14 protein-coding genes are annotated in these 15,522 nt (G+C 61.6%); 12 read left to right on the forward strand and 2 right to left on the reverse strand.

The features are described from left to right. Window positions 1-200: 200 nt before the first annotated feature. Window positions 201-929: an IclR family transcriptional regulator gene (locus A9J21_RS01880; protein WP_066731315.1), complete on the reverse strand. Its 729-nt coding sequence runs from the start codon at window positions 927-929 to the stop codon at window positions 201-203. Between the two features lie 164 nt (window positions 930-1,093). Here A9J21_RS01880 and A9J21_RS01885 point away from each other — a divergent pair, with 164 nt between their 5' ends. The 9 genes from A9J21_RS01885 (at window position 1,094) to A9J21_RS01925 (ending at window position 9,960) form a co-directional block, all read left to right on the forward strand. Continuing rightward, window positions 1,094-2,071, forward strand: coding sequence for a tripartite tricarboxylate transporter substrate binding protein (locus A9J21_RS01885; protein ID WP_066731318.1), 978 nt, complete (start codon window positions 1,094-1,096; stop codon window positions 2,069-2,071). A 40-nt stretch (window positions 2,072-2,111) separates the two neighbouring features. Then, window positions 2,112-2,810: an RraA family protein gene (locus A9J21_RS01890; protein ID WP_066731321.1), complete on the forward strand. Its 699-nt coding sequence runs from the start codon at window positions 2,112-2,114 to the stop codon at window positions 2,808-2,810. Further along, window positions 2,807-3,751 carry a hydroxyacid dehydrogenase gene (locus A9J21_RS01895; RefSeq protein WP_066731323.1) on the forward strand — a complete coding sequence of 315 codons (945 nt, stop codon included), beginning with the start codon at window positions 2,807-2,809 and terminating at the stop codon, window positions 3,749-3,751. The genes A9J21_RS01890 and A9J21_RS01895 overlap by 4 nt, the downstream gene beginning before the upstream one ends. A gap of 98 nt (window positions 3,752-3,849) precedes the next feature. Continuing rightward, window positions 3,850-4,839 carry a tripartite tricarboxylate transporter substrate binding protein gene (locus A9J21_RS01900; RefSeq protein ID WP_231906777.1) on the forward strand — a complete coding sequence of 330 codons (990 nt, stop codon included), beginning with the start codon at window positions 3,850-3,852 and terminating at the stop codon, window positions 4,837-4,839. Between the two features lie 13 nt (window positions 4,840-4,852). After that, window positions 4,853-5,776, forward strand: a complete 924-nt coding sequence (locus A9J21_RS01905; RefSeq protein WP_066731326.1) for an SMP-30/gluconolactonase/LRE family protein — start codon at window positions 4,853-4,855, stop codon at window positions 5,774-5,776. Further along, window positions 5,773-6,630, forward strand: a complete 858-nt coding sequence (locus A9J21_RS01910; protein WP_066731328.1) for an amidohydrolase — start codon at window positions 5,773-5,775, stop codon at window positions 6,628-6,630. The genes A9J21_RS01905 and A9J21_RS01910 overlap by 4 nt, the downstream gene beginning before the upstream one ends. A gap of 59 nt (window positions 6,631-6,689) precedes the next feature. Further along, complete coding sequence (locus tag A9J21_RS01915) at window positions 6,690-7,664, forward strand: tripartite tricarboxylate transporter substrate binding protein (protein WP_066731459.1); 975 nt, start codon at window positions 6,690-6,692, stop codon at window positions 7,662-7,664. Window positions 7,665-7,667: 3 nt separating this feature from the next. Continuing rightward, window positions 7,668-8,627, forward strand: coding sequence for an amidohydrolase family protein (locus tag A9J21_RS01920; protein ID WP_082926180.1), 960 nt, complete (start codon window positions 7,668-7,670; stop codon window positions 8,625-8,627). A gap of 16 nt (window positions 8,628-8,643) precedes the next feature. Then, window positions 8,644-9,960 (forward strand): MFS transporter, encoded by a 1,317-nt coding sequence (locus A9J21_RS01925; RefSeq protein WP_066731460.1) that lies wholly within the window; start codon window positions 8,644-8,646, stop codon window positions 9,958-9,960. Between the two features lie 1,200 nt (window positions 9,961-11,160). Here A9J21_RS01925 and A9J21_RS01930 read toward each other — a convergent pair. Continuing rightward, window positions 11,161-12,129: a LysR family transcriptional regulator gene (locus tag A9J21_RS01930; protein ID WP_066731333.1), complete on the reverse strand. Its 969-nt coding sequence runs from the start codon at window positions 12,127-12,129 to the stop codon at window positions 11,161-11,163. Between the two features lie 150 nt (window positions 12,130-12,279). Between A9J21_RS01930 and A9J21_RS01935 the strand changes: the two genes are divergently transcribed. The 3 genes from A9J21_RS01935 to A9J21_RS01945 all read left to right on the forward strand — a co-directional run bounded on the left by A9J21_RS01935 (window position 12,280) and on the right by A9J21_RS01945 (window position 15,426). Then, window positions 12,280-13,149, forward strand: a complete 870-nt coding sequence (locus A9J21_RS01935; protein ID WP_066731335.1) for a nitrilase-related carbon-nitrogen hydrolase — start codon at window positions 12,280-12,282, stop codon at window positions 13,147-13,149. A gap of 49 nt (window positions 13,150-13,198) precedes the next feature. Next, window positions 13,199-14,470, forward strand: coding sequence for an MFS transporter (locus tag A9J21_RS01940; protein WP_066731462.1), 1,272 nt, complete (start codon window positions 13,199-13,201; stop codon window positions 14,468-14,470). A gap of 326 nt (window positions 14,471-14,796) precedes the next feature. Further along, window positions 14,797-15,426: a hypothetical protein gene (locus A9J21_RS01945; protein ID WP_066731336.1), complete on the forward strand. Its 630-nt coding sequence runs from the start codon at window positions 14,797-14,799 to the stop codon at window positions 15,424-15,426. The last annotated feature ends 96 nt before the right edge of the window (window positions 15,427-15,522 follow it).

Raw genomic sequence — 15,522 nt, forward strand, 5'->3', positions numbered from 1 at the left:
CGACTAAGCCCGAGAATGTTTACTGGCATCGGTAAGCGCTGCACGATTTGCTGATCTAGGACAACCAGTGCAACCTCCACGATGCCGTCGCGGACTACAAATCAGAAGGCGCGTGGTACATGCATGGCACGACAGTCGAGGCGCCGCACTGACAACAGAAGGGGGGGTGATCCGGTGCGGCAAAGCGCAACGGCATTTCGTCAGTCGTGCACGAGAGCTGCGGTGTTGTAGACCTTTTCGCACCATGCCGAACTGGCGCCAAGCAACCGCGAGAGCTTGGAGGCGGCGACGAGCTGAACGCGCGCAATTTCCGAGCGCTCCGCTGCTTGCAGCCGCGAAGCGGGCCCGGAGAGTGTGAGCGCAGCCTGGAACTTGTCGCCTGAGCCGAAGAGCGGTGTGGCAAACGCTGCCGTATAGAGGTCACGGACGCCCGAAGTGAACCACGGCAGCGGTTCCTCGCGATTTGCTGCGGCTTCCCCCTTGGCCCAGTACTTGATGACTGAACCAATCGCCGTGTCGTCGAGCGGCAAGATTGTCCCGGGCAGACGGGTTTCTCGAAGGCCTTCACTGGGTTCGGCGCGGTAGAGACACATGCGTTGCTCGTCGCCGTGAAGCACGTAGTACGACGCGCTTTCCCGCGTGGCCAGGGCGAGCTCCTGCAACACAGGCTCGATGACGGAGCCGAGCTGAAACGATTGCTCGTACAGCTTGCCCAGATAGAGCAGGCGGGGGCCCAGCGCGTAACGGCCATCGGCCGTGCGCACCACATAGCTCATCCTCTCCAGCGAGTTCAGCAGGCGAAAGACGGTCGTCTTATGCATCCCCGACGCCGTCGACAGGTGCGCAAGCGACAGAACTTCCGAGCCCAGCCGGAAGCAATCCAGCAGGCTGAGGGCCTTTTCAACGGCGGCTACCCCGTGATTACTCATTTTTCATTTCCGACGTAGTTTCGATCATTGTACTGTGTACAACGATATTTTGTATGGTACACGGGTAAACGCCTAGTGGAACGATGACGTGGAGCGACTATAGTTCTCTCAAATTTGTGAAACGACGTTGTACACAGTACAACGCACAAGAAAGGAGACAACACATGCAAGCGATTCGATCCCGAGTTCTTCTCTTCGCAGCCATGGCGATGACCGCGGCGTCAGCCCACGCTGCGTGGCCTGAGGACCGGCCCATCGAGCTATATGTCGGATTTGCCGCCGGTGGCGGTACCGACTTGCTTGCGCGCGCCATGGCGCCGTTTCTGCAGAAGCATCTGGGTGGGAAGGCACGCATCGTCGTGGTCAACAAGCCCGGCGCCTCTGGCGAAATCTCTTACCTGTCGTTGTCGCGCGCTGCGCCGGACGGCTACACGATCGGCATCATCTCGACGCCGTCGTTTCTGACGATTCCGATCCAGCGCAAGCCGAAGTACGACCCGGCAGCGATTGTTCCGTTGGCGCGCGTCATCGACGACCCGACCATGTTCGTGGTGGCTGGCGACAGCAAGCTGACCTCGATGGCCGACCTCGTCAAGCAATTGAAGGCCAATCCCGAAGGGCTGGCAATGGGCAGCAACGGCATCGGCACGAACGGCCATATGGCGGCGCTGGCGCTGCAGCAGGCCACCGGCGCCAAGGTCAACCACATCCCGTTCGCCGGGACGTCGCAGACCAAGACCAGCCTGCTTGGCCATCACATCGACGTGATGGCGATGAGCACCACCGAGTACACCGAAGCCGACCGCGCGTCGAAGGACGTGAAGGTACTAGCGCAACTGGGCAGCGAACGCCGCCCCGGCGTGGTGGCAGACGTGCCGACGGCGCGCGAGCAGAAGCTTGACATCACAGTGTCCTCCGAGCGCGGGTTCGCCGCGCCACGCGGGCTGCCGCCGGAGATTGCCAGGCGCCTGCAGGCGGCCATAGAAGCCACTGCCAAGGACCCCGAGTTCCTGACGCGCGCCGTAAACGAGGCGCGGGGCGTTTCCTATCTGTCCGGCGCGGCGTGGAGCCAGCACATGGTCACGCAGCGCGGCAAGTTTGAAGGCCTCTGGAAGGTCGCTTCCACGAAGTCGCCGCAGTAATCAGATCCACTTTGTTCGTCCGTCACATCTGGAGTTGTAAATGAGCACCCAAGCCAAAGCATCCCCCGCGATCCGTCGCGATTTTGAGCGCGTTTCCCCTGAACTGGTCGAGCGGGCCTCGAAGTTCCAGGCCGCCATCCTGGCCGATGTGGTCGGCCGTCGCGGCACTCTGAACGCACGGGTGCAGGGCCTGTCGTCGACGATGAAGGTATGCGGCCCGGCGCTGACCGTCGAAGTCCGTCCCGGCGACAATCTCATGTTCCACGTGGCCCTGGCCATCGGCAAGCCTGGCGACGTGATCGTGGTCGACGGCAAGGGCGACCAGACCGCCGCCCTGTGCGGCGAGATCATGACCACGCAAGCCCAGGCTTCCGGCCTTGCCGGCTTCGTGATCGATGCCGCCGTGCGCGATTCGCATGAGCTCGCCAACGGCCCGTTCCCGATTTTTTCGGCCGGCACCAACCCGTGCGGCCCCACCAAGGCCATCGGCGGCCTCGTGAACTGGCCGGCATCGGTGGCCGGCGTCGCCGTCAACCCGGGCGACCTGATCGTGGGCGATGCCGACGGCGTGGTCGTCATCCCGCGTGAAGACGTGCCGGCGATCCTGGAACTGGCGCAGAAGAAGGTGGATGCCGAAGCCAAGCGCATCGCCGCCATCAAGGCCGGCGACCTACGTCCGGGCTGGCTGGACAAGGAACTGCGTGCCGCCGGCGTGCTGGCTGAAGGTGAAACGCTGTGAGCGGCATCAAGAAACCCGTTCTGCTGGTTACTGGCAACGACCTGGCGCCGCAGGCGCTTGAACTGCTGAAGGACTTCGACGTGACCTTCGCTGGCAAGCAATGCAGCGAAGAGACCGTGCTGGCGCTGGCCAAGGAGAAGGACCCGGTAGCTATCATCGTGCGCTACGGCAAGATCAACGCCAGCATCATGGACGCCGCGCCGTCGCTGAAGGTGATTTCGAAGCACGGCAGCGGCATCGACGTGATCGACCAGAAGGCCGCCGCCGAGCGCGGCATCGCGGTGAAGGCCGCCGTGGGTGCGAACGCTGCCGCCGTGGCCGAGCATGCGTGGGCGCTGATCCTGGCCTGCGCCAAGTCGGTGCCGCATCTGAACGACCGCATGCGCGCCGGCCACTGGGACAAGTCCACGCACAAGACCATCGAGCTGAGCGGCCGCACGCTGGGCCTGGTGGGCCTGGGCGAGATCGGCCGCCGTGCCGCGACGACCGGTGTGGCGCTGGGCATGAACGTGATCGCATTCGACCCGTACGCCAAGTCCGCCCCGGCGGGCGTGACGCTGGTGGACAGCCTGTCGCAGATCTACCGTGAGTCCGATGTGGTGTCGCTGCATTGCCCGCTGACGGAAGAGAACCGCGGCATGCTGAACCGCGAGACGCTGGCGCAGTTCAAGGATGGCTCGATTCTGGTCAACACGGCGCGCGGCGGCCTGATCGACGAGCCGGCGCTGGCCGAGGTACTGGCCAGCGGCAAGCTCTACGCAGCCGGCTTGGACAGCTTCGCCGTCGAGCCGATGGTCGCGCCGCACCCGTTCCAGCAGATCCCAAACCTGATCCTGTCGCCGCATATCGGCGGGGTCAGCGACGCGGCCTACGTGAACATGGGCGTGGGTGCGGCAAAGAACGTACTGGCTGTGCTGCAGGAAGCCGCCACGTCGGCGTAAGTGAAGCAGGGGAGCCTCAGCGCTTTCCACAATAGATACAGGCACCACGATGGGTCGGGCAAACAGCCCCGACCCGCCACAGGTGCTAGGAGACAACGATGTTGCATCGCGCATTCTCTCGCCTGGCGGCGCCGCTGGCCGTCGCCTCAGTGCTGGCCGGGCTGGCTGGCGTGGCCACTTCGGCGCTGGCCGCCTACCCGGACAAGCCAGTCCGGATCGTCGTGCCCAACCCGCCGGGTGGCGCTGTCGACGTGGTCACGCGCAAGATCGCGCAGAAACTGACCGTGCAGATGGGCCAGAGCTTCGTGGTCGAGAACAAGCCCGGCGCGTCGGGCACCATCGGCACCACGCAGGTCGTCAATGCCCCTGCGGATGGCTACACGCTGCTGGCCAACGACAACTCGTACACAACGCTGCCCTACGTGTTCAAGAAGCTGAATTGGGATCATCAGACCGCGCTGGTGCCCATTGCACCGTTCGCATTCTCGCCAGTGGTGCTGGGCGTGAAAGCCGATTCACGCTTCAAGGATCTCGCCGCACTGATCGCCTATGCGAAAGCGCATCCCGGCGAGGTGACGTTTGGCACCGGCGGCCCGGGCAGCTCGCCTCACTTCGCCGCCGAGGCGTTCCAGCAGGCCGCCGGCATCAAGCTGATGCACGTGCCGTACAAGGGCGCCGGTGAGGCGATGGTCGGGCTGCTCGGTGGCAGTGTCGATCTGCTCGTGGTCTCTACGCCAACCGCGCTGGCGCCGGTCAAGGGCAACCAGATGCGTCTGCTGGGTATCAGCGGCAAGCAGCGCGTCGATGTCTTCCCGAATGTGCCGACCTTTGCGGAAGGGGGCGTGCCGAGCTTCAGCCTGTTCAACTGGTCCGGCCTGGCAGCACCGAAGGGCACGCCGAAGGAGGTCATCGCCCGTCTGCAGGCAGAGGTCCAGCGTGCGCTCCAGTCCCCCGACATGAAGCAATTCCTCGCGCAGATGGGTTCGCAGCCTGGGAATCTGGACAGCAGCGCCTTTGCGCAACTGATCCAGAAGGAAACTGCGCAATGGGCCACCGTCGCGCAGAAGGCCAATATCGAAAAGCAATAACCGGGGAGCCACGATGTTTCTGCTTCAGCCACCCACCGTCCGCGATGCCACCGTACTGACGCGGCTGCCCGATTCGTTTCGCCGGCAGGACCGCAACAACGCCTGGTCGCAGGCCAATCGCGGCGGGGCGCTGACCGATTCCTTCCTGGAAGGGCCGGTCTGGTCGGACGGCCATCTCTGGGTGACCGATATTCCCTACGGCCGCGTGTTTCGCGTGTCGATGCAGGGCGCCTGGGAGCTGGTTGCCGAGTACGACGGCGAGCCGAACGGCATGAAGCGACTGGCCGGCGGCGATTTTCTGATCACCGACTACCGCAATGGCCTGATACGACTGGACCCGAAGTCGGGCACCGTCACGCCGTTCCTGGAGCGCCGCAATTCCGAGCGCTTCCGTGGCGTGAACGACCTGACCTTCGATGCAGCCGGCAACCTGTACTTCACGGATCAGGGCCAGACCGGCATGCACGACCCCACGGGGCGCGTGTACCGCCTGTCGCCGGAGGGCAAGCTCGATGCCCTGCTTAGCAACGCGCCGAGCCCGAATGGCCTGGTGCTGTCACCGGACCAGAAAGTGCTGTACGTCGCGATGACGCGCGGGAACTGCGTGTGGCGCGTGCCGTTACAGGCCGATGGGTCGGTCAGCAAGGTCGGGCAGTTCTTCTCGTCATATGGGGCGAGCGGCCCTGACGGACTGGCGATGCGCGCCGACGGCTTCCTGCTGGTGGCGAACCCGGGGCTCGGCTATGTCTGGGTGCTCAATCATCGTGCCGAGCCGGTCGAAGTCATCCGTACGCCGGTTGGCGCTTCCCTGACCAATCTCTGCTTTGGTGGTCCCGACGGCAAGACGCTATTGATGACCGAATCTACCACTGGCGCGATCCTCAGCGCAGAGATGCCCCAGGGCGGTGCCCCGGTGCACGGAGGACGCGTGGCATGACCCCCGTGCAGACTCCTGTCGTCGAATTCGCGGGCGCGTGCGATTGCCATATGCACGTGTATAGCGGCCGCTACCCGGTGGCGCCGGGCGCGAAGCTGCGGCCGGCCGATGCCTCGGTCGACGACTACCGGGAGGTCCAGCGCGTGCTGGGCACGCAACGCGTGATCGTGGTGACCCCTTCGACCTACGGCACGGACAACGCCAGCACAACCGATGCCATCAAGGCGCTGGGCGAGTGTGCACGCGGCGTGGCGGTGGTGGCGGGTGATGTCACTGACGCTGAACTGGCGCGGCTGCACCAGGTTGGTATCCGTGGCATCCGGTTCAACCTCACGCTGCCCGCGCCGGTATCGCTCGACGACTTGCCAACGTTGGCCGCGCGGATTGCCGCGTTCGGATGGCATGCCGAACTCAATATCCCGCCCGAGTGGCTGCCCGATGCGGCCGGCATGCTGGGCAGGTTGCCGGTGCCGGTGGTATTCGACCATTACGGCCATCTGCCGCTCGGTAGGCCGCAGGCGGAGCCAGCCTTCCGCGTCATCGCGGATCTGGTGGCCGCTGGCAAGGCTTGGGTGAAGCTCTCAGGCCCCTACATCGAATCGCGCGAATGCGCACCGCATTACCGCGACATGCAGCCTTTGGCAACGCACTTCCTGCGCCTCGCGCCGGAGCGGATGGTGTGGGGATCGGACTGGCCGCATCCTTCGGCCCAAGCAAAGGGTAATGGACCGATTGAGGACGCTGCAGTGCTGCGGACCTTCCTCGGTTGGTGCGGATCACCCGTGACGGCGCACCAGATACTGGTTCGCAATCCGGAGTCGCTTTACGGGTTCGGGGAAATTACCCCGGCCTGAGTGGTACCTAAGAAAGTAATGGAGACATGATGTTCGCAACGTTTCAACTGACCGAGCGCATGCGCACGCTCGGCACTTCGATGTGCCTGGTCGTCGCCTCGCTCGCCGCTGGCTCGGCCCAGGCGCAAACGGACTGGCCCGCCAACAAGGTCATCAACTACGTCGTCCCGTACCCGGCAGGTGGCACGACCGATATCTTGGCGCGCTTGGTTGCGCGCAAGGTCGGCGAAGCGCTGCATACCACCATCGTGGTTGAGAATCGCCCCGGAGCCACAGGCGCCATCGGCTCCGCTTTTGTCGCGCGGTCGGCCCCCGACGGATACACCCTGCTGGGCGCATCGACGGCTTCGCACGCCATCAATCCGGCGTTGAACCCGAAGTTGCCATATGACGCGGTCAAGTCGTTCACGCCGGTGGCGTTGCTGGGCACCATCCCCAGTGTGCTCATCGTCGGCCCCAACAGTCCCTATAAGAACGTCAAGGACCTCGTCGCCGCTGCCAAAGCCAAGCCTGGCGTCGTGAGCTATGCGTCGGGCGGTAACGGCACCATCTTGCAAATGTCGGCGGAACTGCTGCAGCAGCAGGAAAATGTGCGGATGACCCATGTGCCATACAAGGGCGACGTTCCGGCGATTCAGGACGTCATGGCTGGCCATGTTGATTTCATGTTCGCACCCACCGCGCCGATTCTTCCGCACGTGCAGGCAGGGAAGCTCCGCGCCTTGGCGGTAGCCACGTCAGCCCGCGTGCCGACCCTGCCAAACGTGCCGACGATGGCCGAAGCCGGCATCTCGAACTTTGAGGCGGAGCAGTGGCAGGGAATTTTCGCGCCGGCCGGCACGCCACCGGCGATCGTCCAGCGGCTCAACGCCGAGATCAACAAGGCTTTGCAGGATCCGGAGGTCAAGGCACAACTGGGCAAGCTGGGGATCAAGGTGGTTGGCGGAACCCCTGACCGGCTCGCGGAGGCCCAGAAGGCCGATATTGCCAAATGGAGCCGCGTGGGTAGGGCGGCCAACATCACGCTGGAGTGAGTCATGGCTGATCGCATTGAACCGCAGGTTTGGTCGCGTCGCCGGTTTGTTGCCGCGTGTCTGACGATGGCCGGGGTCGCACCATTCGCGCAGGCAGCATCCAGGCAAACAGTACCGTTCTCCGAGGGGGATCAGCCGCCTGTGCTGGCTGCCCCCGAGGGTGCGTGTGACTGTCATATGCACATCTACGACCCGCGATTCGTGCCGTCACCGCATTGGAAGAATCCGCCGCCGGTGGCGCCGGTCAGCGCCTACCGCCTGTTCCAGACACGCATTGGTACCTCACGCACCGTCGTGGTCACACCTTCCACGTACGGCATTGACAACAGTTGCACCCTCGACGCACTGCATCAACTCGGCGATGGCGCCAGAGGTATTGCCGTGGTTGACGCTGACGTGGCTGACGCGGAGCTGCAACGGCTGCGCGATGGCGGCGTCGTGGGACTGCGTGTCAATTTCGTCTCGCCACAATCGTGGGGCACGACGACACCGCAGATGCTGGAAGCGCTGGCGCGCCGCGTGAGCCCGCTGGGCTGGCATATCCAGGTTCTGATGAACGCCGACCAGATCGTCTCGCATCGCGCAGTGCTGGAAGCGCTGCCCACGCCGGTCGTGTTCGACCACCTGGCCCGCATCCCGCAGCCAGCCGGCACCAGCCATCCTGCGTTTGGCGTGGTGACGGGCCTCATGCGCAAGGGCAGGGCGTACGTGAAGCTGTCCGGGGCCTACATGGACACCGTGACCGGCGCGCCGGCCTATGCCGACATGTCGGCTGTGGCACGCGCGTTCGTAGAAGCCGCCCCCAATCAGGTGATATGGGGCAGTGATTGGCCACACCCGACGGAGAAACACAAGCCCGACGACGCTGTGCTGTTCGACCTGCTGAAGCAGTGGGCGCCGGACGAGCGCGTGCGCCGGCACATTCTGGTCGATACCCCGACCCGTCTGTATCAGTTTGCATAACAACCGGAGCAAGACGTTGTACACCGTAGTTGCCGAACGCCAAGAGCCCAATCTGGAAGCCGACACGATCAGGAAGGTTGCCTGGCGCATCGTTCCGTTCCTGATGGTCTGCTACTTCTTCAATTTGCTGGACCGAGTCAATCTCGGCTTTGCAGCGCTGGAGATGAACAAGGACCTGGGATTCAATGCCGCCGTCTACGGGCTCGGTGGCAGCATCTTCTTCGTGTCTTACTTCCTGTGCGAGGTGCCTAGCAACCTGGCGCTGCAGAAGGTGGGGGCGCGGCGTTGGATCGCGCGGATCATGATCTCATGGGGCTTGGTGTCGGGCGCCATGGCCTTCGTGACCGGCGAGACCTCGTTCTATACGGTCCGCTTCCTGCTCGGGGCCGCCGAAGCCGGCTTCTTCCCCGGCGTCATTCTGTATCTGACCTACTGGTTTCCGTCGGCCTACCGGGCTCGCATCGTGGCCACGTTCATGGTGTCGATTCCGCTGGCCAGCTTCTTGGGCTCGCCACTTTCAGCAGCATTGCTGCATGTACATGGTTTCTTGGGCCTGAATGGCTGGCAATGGCTGTTCCTCCTGGAGGCCTTGCCTACGGTGCTTCTCGGCATCGCGTGCCTGTTTGTGCTGACGGATCGACCGCAGGTCGCGAGATGGCTGAACGATGACCAGAAAGCATGGCTGGAACAGCGTTTGGACAGTGAGCGTGCAGGCAAGAAGCTCGTTGGCAAAGCATCGATCTGGAAGCTACTGTCGAACCGCCATTTCCTCGTCATGGCGCTGGTCTGCTCAGGCGCGTCGGCCGCTGGCACGACACTGTCGCTGTGGCAGCCACAACTGTTGAAGTCGTTTGGATTGTCCACGATGGAAACCGGCTTGATCAACGCAGTACCGTACGGACTCGCATGCGTGATTATGGTGCTCTGGGGGCGGCATTCGGACAAGACCAGCGAGCGCCGCTGGCATACTGCCATCCCGCTGACCTGTATCGCTATAGGACTGCTGTCGACGCTGGTAGCGCCCGCGCTCGCCACTACGCTGCTGGGTCTGAGCCTGGCGTTGTGTGGTGCGTACTCTTTCAAGGGTCCGTTCTGGACGCTTTCGTCAGGTTGGCTCGATTCCGGTTCCGCTGCGGCAGGGCTGGCGGGTATCAATGCGGCGTCGAACCTCGTGGGTGGCGGAATGGTCTCGCTGGTCGGTCTGATCAAAACGTCGACGGGAAGTTATGGGCTTGCGCTACTTCCGGTGGTTGCGCTGGCACTGTTGGGAAGCGCGTCGTTGCTGTGGATCAGCCGGAACACTGGTCCCAGCGACAAGAGCACAAAACAATAGGGGATGCGACTCCCGCCGAGTAAAAGGGCCGGGGTGCCGCCCGGCGGTGGGCTACTCGCCGGCGATCGCGTTTCGTTGGGCAGTTCTTTAAAAAGCCTTGACTGACCGACGGACACCCTACCAACCATATCGGGCGATTGCGTTGTGCTGCGGCGTCCAGAGCGCCGCGGAGCACTGATAGTTCGCCGATGCCTGGTTGCTTGACGACTAGTTCGGAGACAGATCCCTCCGCCCATCCACCACCCGGCAATTCCGCGTCCAATGCCTGGATGCCGCTTGCGATGACTCGGCCCACAGGTCGCGCCAGTTGGCTCGCTCTCCACAGCGACGGATGAATCGCACTGGGATCGATAAGCGGATCAATCCTCTTGGAAGGGCCGACCGAAATAGATGGCTCCGCAACTTCGGCGTTCACGGCAGGCAAAGCCCTCTCAACGCCCTCCAAAAGGGACAACTGAAGGACGAGACTGTCTGCGCGAGACACTTGCGATGAGTGATTTGTACTGTATATACATACAGTATAGCGGGCGACGACGCAAGGGGTCAACACAGAGATGCGGGAGTTCTCTGGCGCGCTGGAAGACTTCGTTTAGCCGGCTAAAAGGCGCGTACTTTCAAACTTGAAAGCCTTACTAATTTTTATAATTTAATTTAACATAACTATATTTATGCCTCTTACGTCACTTTGAAAGGATTTAAGCCGGCAAAACGAGCAGCCTGAACGTAGCCGACGGAGTTCTCCAAGTTTTTTGCTTTTCATAACAGCGCCTCGAGGCGGTAACCGGCTTCTGCCTTCGCTTTCGCGTGTAATACCATTTGCAGCTTCTGAACGCTAATTGGAGCTGATAGGTTGCTCAATCTCGAGTCCCTCGACCTATCCAGTCGTTTCACCCTTCCCCCGGTTTAGCTATCGGGTCGGCCTGCGCGTCGATGTTTTCGAGGCTTGCTCAGCGTTCACTCGCGTTAGGGCAGGCACAACTCGCGCTGTCACCGATTTTTCGTGACACGCTTACTCAAAGGCCTCAGCCACTTCGTTACCTCCATCGTTGCTCCGGATGTTTCCGGCGGGCGGCTTGCACCCACTGGGACGGCAGCAGCCCACGGCGCAAGACGCTTAAAGCGTGAGCGTTTCGCAATAGAGGCATTCGGAATGACCAACGTAGTCCTGGCCAGGTGGAGTTCATGAGAAAACACGAACACTCATGCTTCGTGTCGACCGCGTCCAGGGCGAGTTGCACGAGCAACTCTTTTAGGAGCGACTGCGGTTCGCGCTGCGGTGTCTTTCACCGACTCTAAGAACGTCTCGAGCAATGGTGATGGTGGGCCATTACGCCAGGCGACACTGACATCCAGCACGGCATGTTCGTCTCGAATGGGAACTGCCGTGATGTCTGGGGGCAGGGATCCTTTGACTGATTCCGCAAATAGGGTTACGCCGCGGCGCAAGGACACTAGGCGCAGCAGAACCGGCATATCGTCACCGTGTTCCACGACCTTGGGAAGAAACCCTGCGGTTAGGCAGACACTGTCGACCACCGAACGGAAAGGTCCCCAGCGAGCATGGGAGCCGAGAACGAAAGGGATGTCTCGAAGATCTTTGACCGACACGGATGATCGCCTCGCGATAGGATCAGACTTTGCCACAAGGACGACAAGCCGTTCGCGGTAAAGCTGGGCGTGCTGACAACTGCCATCGAACGCAGCCGACAGCAACAGGCCAACGTCGATGGTGCCATCATTTATGGCGGCCAGTTGTTCGTGAGAAGACATCAGGTAAAGACTCACGTCTGCATCGGGAACCTTGCCGCGAAATTGCACGACTGCTTGCGATATCAGTCCGTAGACCGTCAACGTCGAATAGCCCAGCATGAGCGTCCCCGCCATACCAGCGGACGTCATTTTCGCCAGCCGGACCGCCTGCTGGATCTGTCCAAATGCCCCCTCTATCTGCCGCGCGAACACGTCGCCGGCAGGAGTCAGTTCCACGCGGCGGGTAGTACGTTCAAGCAGTTTGAACCCAAGCTCCTCTTCCAACGTCTTCACGGCGCGGCTCACGGCGGGCTGTGCGATGTGCAGATGCTCGGCCGCGATTCGAAAATTCAAGTAACGGGCAACGGCCAGGAATGCGCGCAGTCGCTGTTGGTCAGGGAGACTGTGGATTAATAACATACAGGCATCAATACGGACACAATTGATATTGGAGGATATATTAAATTTCGGGAAGAATGGCCTTCAACGTGGCAATGCCGAGCATCACACGTCGGTGTTATGCCGGCAGGTGCGAGCCAGCCGCTTCGTAAGACCAAGGAGACAGTAGAAATGAATCTAGGAATCCCCGCATTGAGCACCACGGTAACCGTAGGCCAGGTTGCGGGCACATTGGACGTCGCCCACAATCTTGCCGAAATTGAGCAAGTGGTCGAGTCGGCTAGCGCCGCCGGCTCGTCGTTGGTAGTGTTCCCAGAAGCGGTGATGTTTCAGTTCACTGAACCTGCGGAGAGGATTGCCGCAGCAGCCCAGCAGCACAGCGCGAAATTTGAGGCTGCGCTACAGGCATACGCTGAGCGCTATCGCGTTGCCATTGTCGCGGGGCTCTATCTGCCGTCGTCCACGGCCGGCCGTTCGCGTAACGTCCTCAGTTTGCTGCGCCCAGACGGCTCCGCGCCTGTTCACTACGACAAGCTGCATCACTACGACGCGTTCAACTTTATGGAAAGCGAGAAGCATGATCGCGTTCCGCTCAAGCCGGACTACGAGGAACTGGTCGTCTTCGATTGCAATGGCATCAAGTTTGGTCTGCTCAATTGCTACGACCTGCGCTTTCCTGAGATGAGCCGGCTGCTGGTTGAGAAAGGGGCCGATGTCTTGATCGTGGCCTCTGGATGGGTGGCTGGTCCTCTGAAGGCATTGCAGTGGGAGACGCTCGCACGGGCGCGTGCCATCGAAAATACCTGTTACGTCGTGGCGTGCTGCCAGCCAGCGCCCCACTCCGTCGGGATGTCGATGATTGTGGATCCTATGGGTGCTGTGATCGCTGGCGTGCATGAAAATGCCGGCTCCGCCAGCGCCCAGCTTTCGATGGAACGGCAGGCGTATGTCAGAACGATCCTGCCATGCGTGTCTCAACGCCGATACATGCTTATTGACACCAATGCTGAGCAATGCGAGGTGCGCAATGGCGTACGTTGATTCCATCACTGGTGTTCAAGCGCAACCATCGGGGACGGACGAGCACGCGATGCGCAAGGTTGTCGTTTCAGCAGCGCTGGGCCAATTTGTCGAGTGGTATGACTTCGTCGTCTATGCGTACTCGGCGACCATGTTGGCGAAACTGTTCTTTCCCCATTCGGACCCGGTCGCCGCATTGCTGTCAACGTTTGCCGTCTACGCCGTCGGATTTATCATGCGGCTGTTCGGTGGTTACGTGTTTGGTCGGTTGGGAGATCGCTACGGACGTAAGTCCACTCTCGCGGCGATTATCCTGATCATGGGCGTGTCCACTGTCGGGATTGGCCTGCTACCCACCTACGAACAGATTGGTGTTTTTGCCCCGGTTCTCCTAGTGGTATGCCGCCTGCTGCAAGGTCTGTCGGCGGCTGGCGAGGCGACCGGATCGAACTCTTTCGTGGCTGAACACGCGCCAGCGAGGCGCCGCGGCATCGCAGTTGCGTTCACCTATTCCTTTGCAAACGTAGGCCCCATCGTCGCTGCTCTCGTCGTCTTGGCCGTTACTAGTGGACTCGGGCCAGAGCGCTATGCCTCCTGGGGCTGGCGCATCCCGTTTTTGCTGGGAGCGCCGTTCGCGCTGGTGGGCATCTATATTCGCGCAAAGGTAGGAGAATCACCAGCGTTCGAGGCTATGAAAGCGACTAGGCGCGGAAATCCCGAGCCCATTCTGGCAACCCTTAAGCGGTATCGCTCGGAGGTCTTGTTCACGTTCGTACTTTCCGCGCTGTCTAGTCTGGGCTTCTACACCCTGGCCGGTTACTTCGTCACCTACCTGACGACGACCACCAAGCTGAGTGCCAACGATGCTTTGATTTCCAACTGCGTTGCCTTGATGTTGGCTTTCCTCGCCATGAATCTTGGGGGGTATTTATCCGACCGATTAGGTCGAAAGCCAGTACTTCTTGGCGCGCTGGTGCTGTCCATCGTTACGCTGATTCCCGGTTATATGCTTGCTGGTCAAGGAAGCTTGGCCGCAGCTATTCTGGGACAGGGCATGATTGCGATCGCTGGCGGCCTGTTCTGGGGACCGCTCCCGATTGCTCTGCTTGAGCTCTTTCCGACGCGCGTGCGACTGAGCTGTGCATCGATCAGCGTGAACGCGGCCTACGCTCTGTTCGGTGGCACCGCGCCATTCCTGAGTACCTATCTGTTGGCGCTCACGCACAACAGGCTGGCGCCTGCCTACTATGCGGTTGGCACATTCTTGGTGGCATTCTTGTTCATAGTGCGGATTCCGGAAACGTATCGGCGTCCTTTGTTGCAGGAGGGCGACCTTAGTTAAAGGATTGCGAGCTGCACAATCCTCGTTGACCTGGCCCTGCGCCACAGGGCCAGCTCCGGCCAGCACCTGCGCGTTGGCCCTGTTCCCGTTCGCGCGGAGTGCGATGTGAGTGGCTGGCCCTAGAAAAAGTGGCGGATTACAGCGCGGAGCAGCAACTGATTCCGGTTGGAGGATACGTTAGCGGCCCCGGTCACATATGCTGCATCGAGGACCGTGCCAGTGCGATCTCCTGCAACGTGCTGATATCTGCCCAATTGACTAGGCTGCCCCGAGCATGCAGCCGCGCGCAGCGCAATACTGGAGGCATTGCGCCATCGAAACTTGTCATGCCCCAATCTCGCCGCAATGCAGCTCTCCCTGCGATTGAACCGATGTTGGCCCGTCGAAGCGCGACGTTGCCCCGCTCGGGTAGCTGGCACTATTCGTTGAAGTTCGATGGCTATCGGCTGCTGGCCAGCACTGGAGTGACACAACTTCGGCTGCGTGGCGGCGGTAATGCCACAGCTTGGTTTCCGGAGTTAGTGGCCTCGTTAGCGCCCTTGCCTGCCGATTGTGTGCTCGATGGCGAGGTGGTCGTTCTCGATGAAATCGGGCGCGCGGATTTCGAGCGCCTTCACGCCCGCGCATCGCACCGCAGCTGGTATGCGGGAGCAGTTCCTGTTGTGTACTGCGCGTTTGACCTTCTAGTGAACCACGGTGATGACATCCGCAACGAGCCAATCGAAGAGCGACAAGCCCAGCTCGCGGCATTGCTGGAGAACATCGAGCGGGGCGTGATGTTCGTTTCCTCGACTGACGACGGGGAATGGTTGTGGCAGCAGGTACTGGCACTCAAGCTGGAAGGCATTGTGGCCAAGCGCGCGGGCAGCCGCTATGCCGGCGGCTTGTCGAGCGATTGGCTCAAGATCAAGCGCCCTGGCGTGCATGATCATGGGGCGTTCAAGCGGGAGCCATAGGTGCCCTTCCCTCGTTGCAGCCCAAGGCGAATCACAGCACGCGAAGTTTCCCGCCGTGTAACCCACGTAGGCAAAAAAAAGCCCGCGGATGGGTAC

The organism is Cupriavidus sp. D384 (assembly GCF_001652915.1).
Lineage (GTDB): Bacteria > Pseudomonadota > Gammaproteobacteria > Burkholderiales > Burkholderiaceae > Cupriavidus.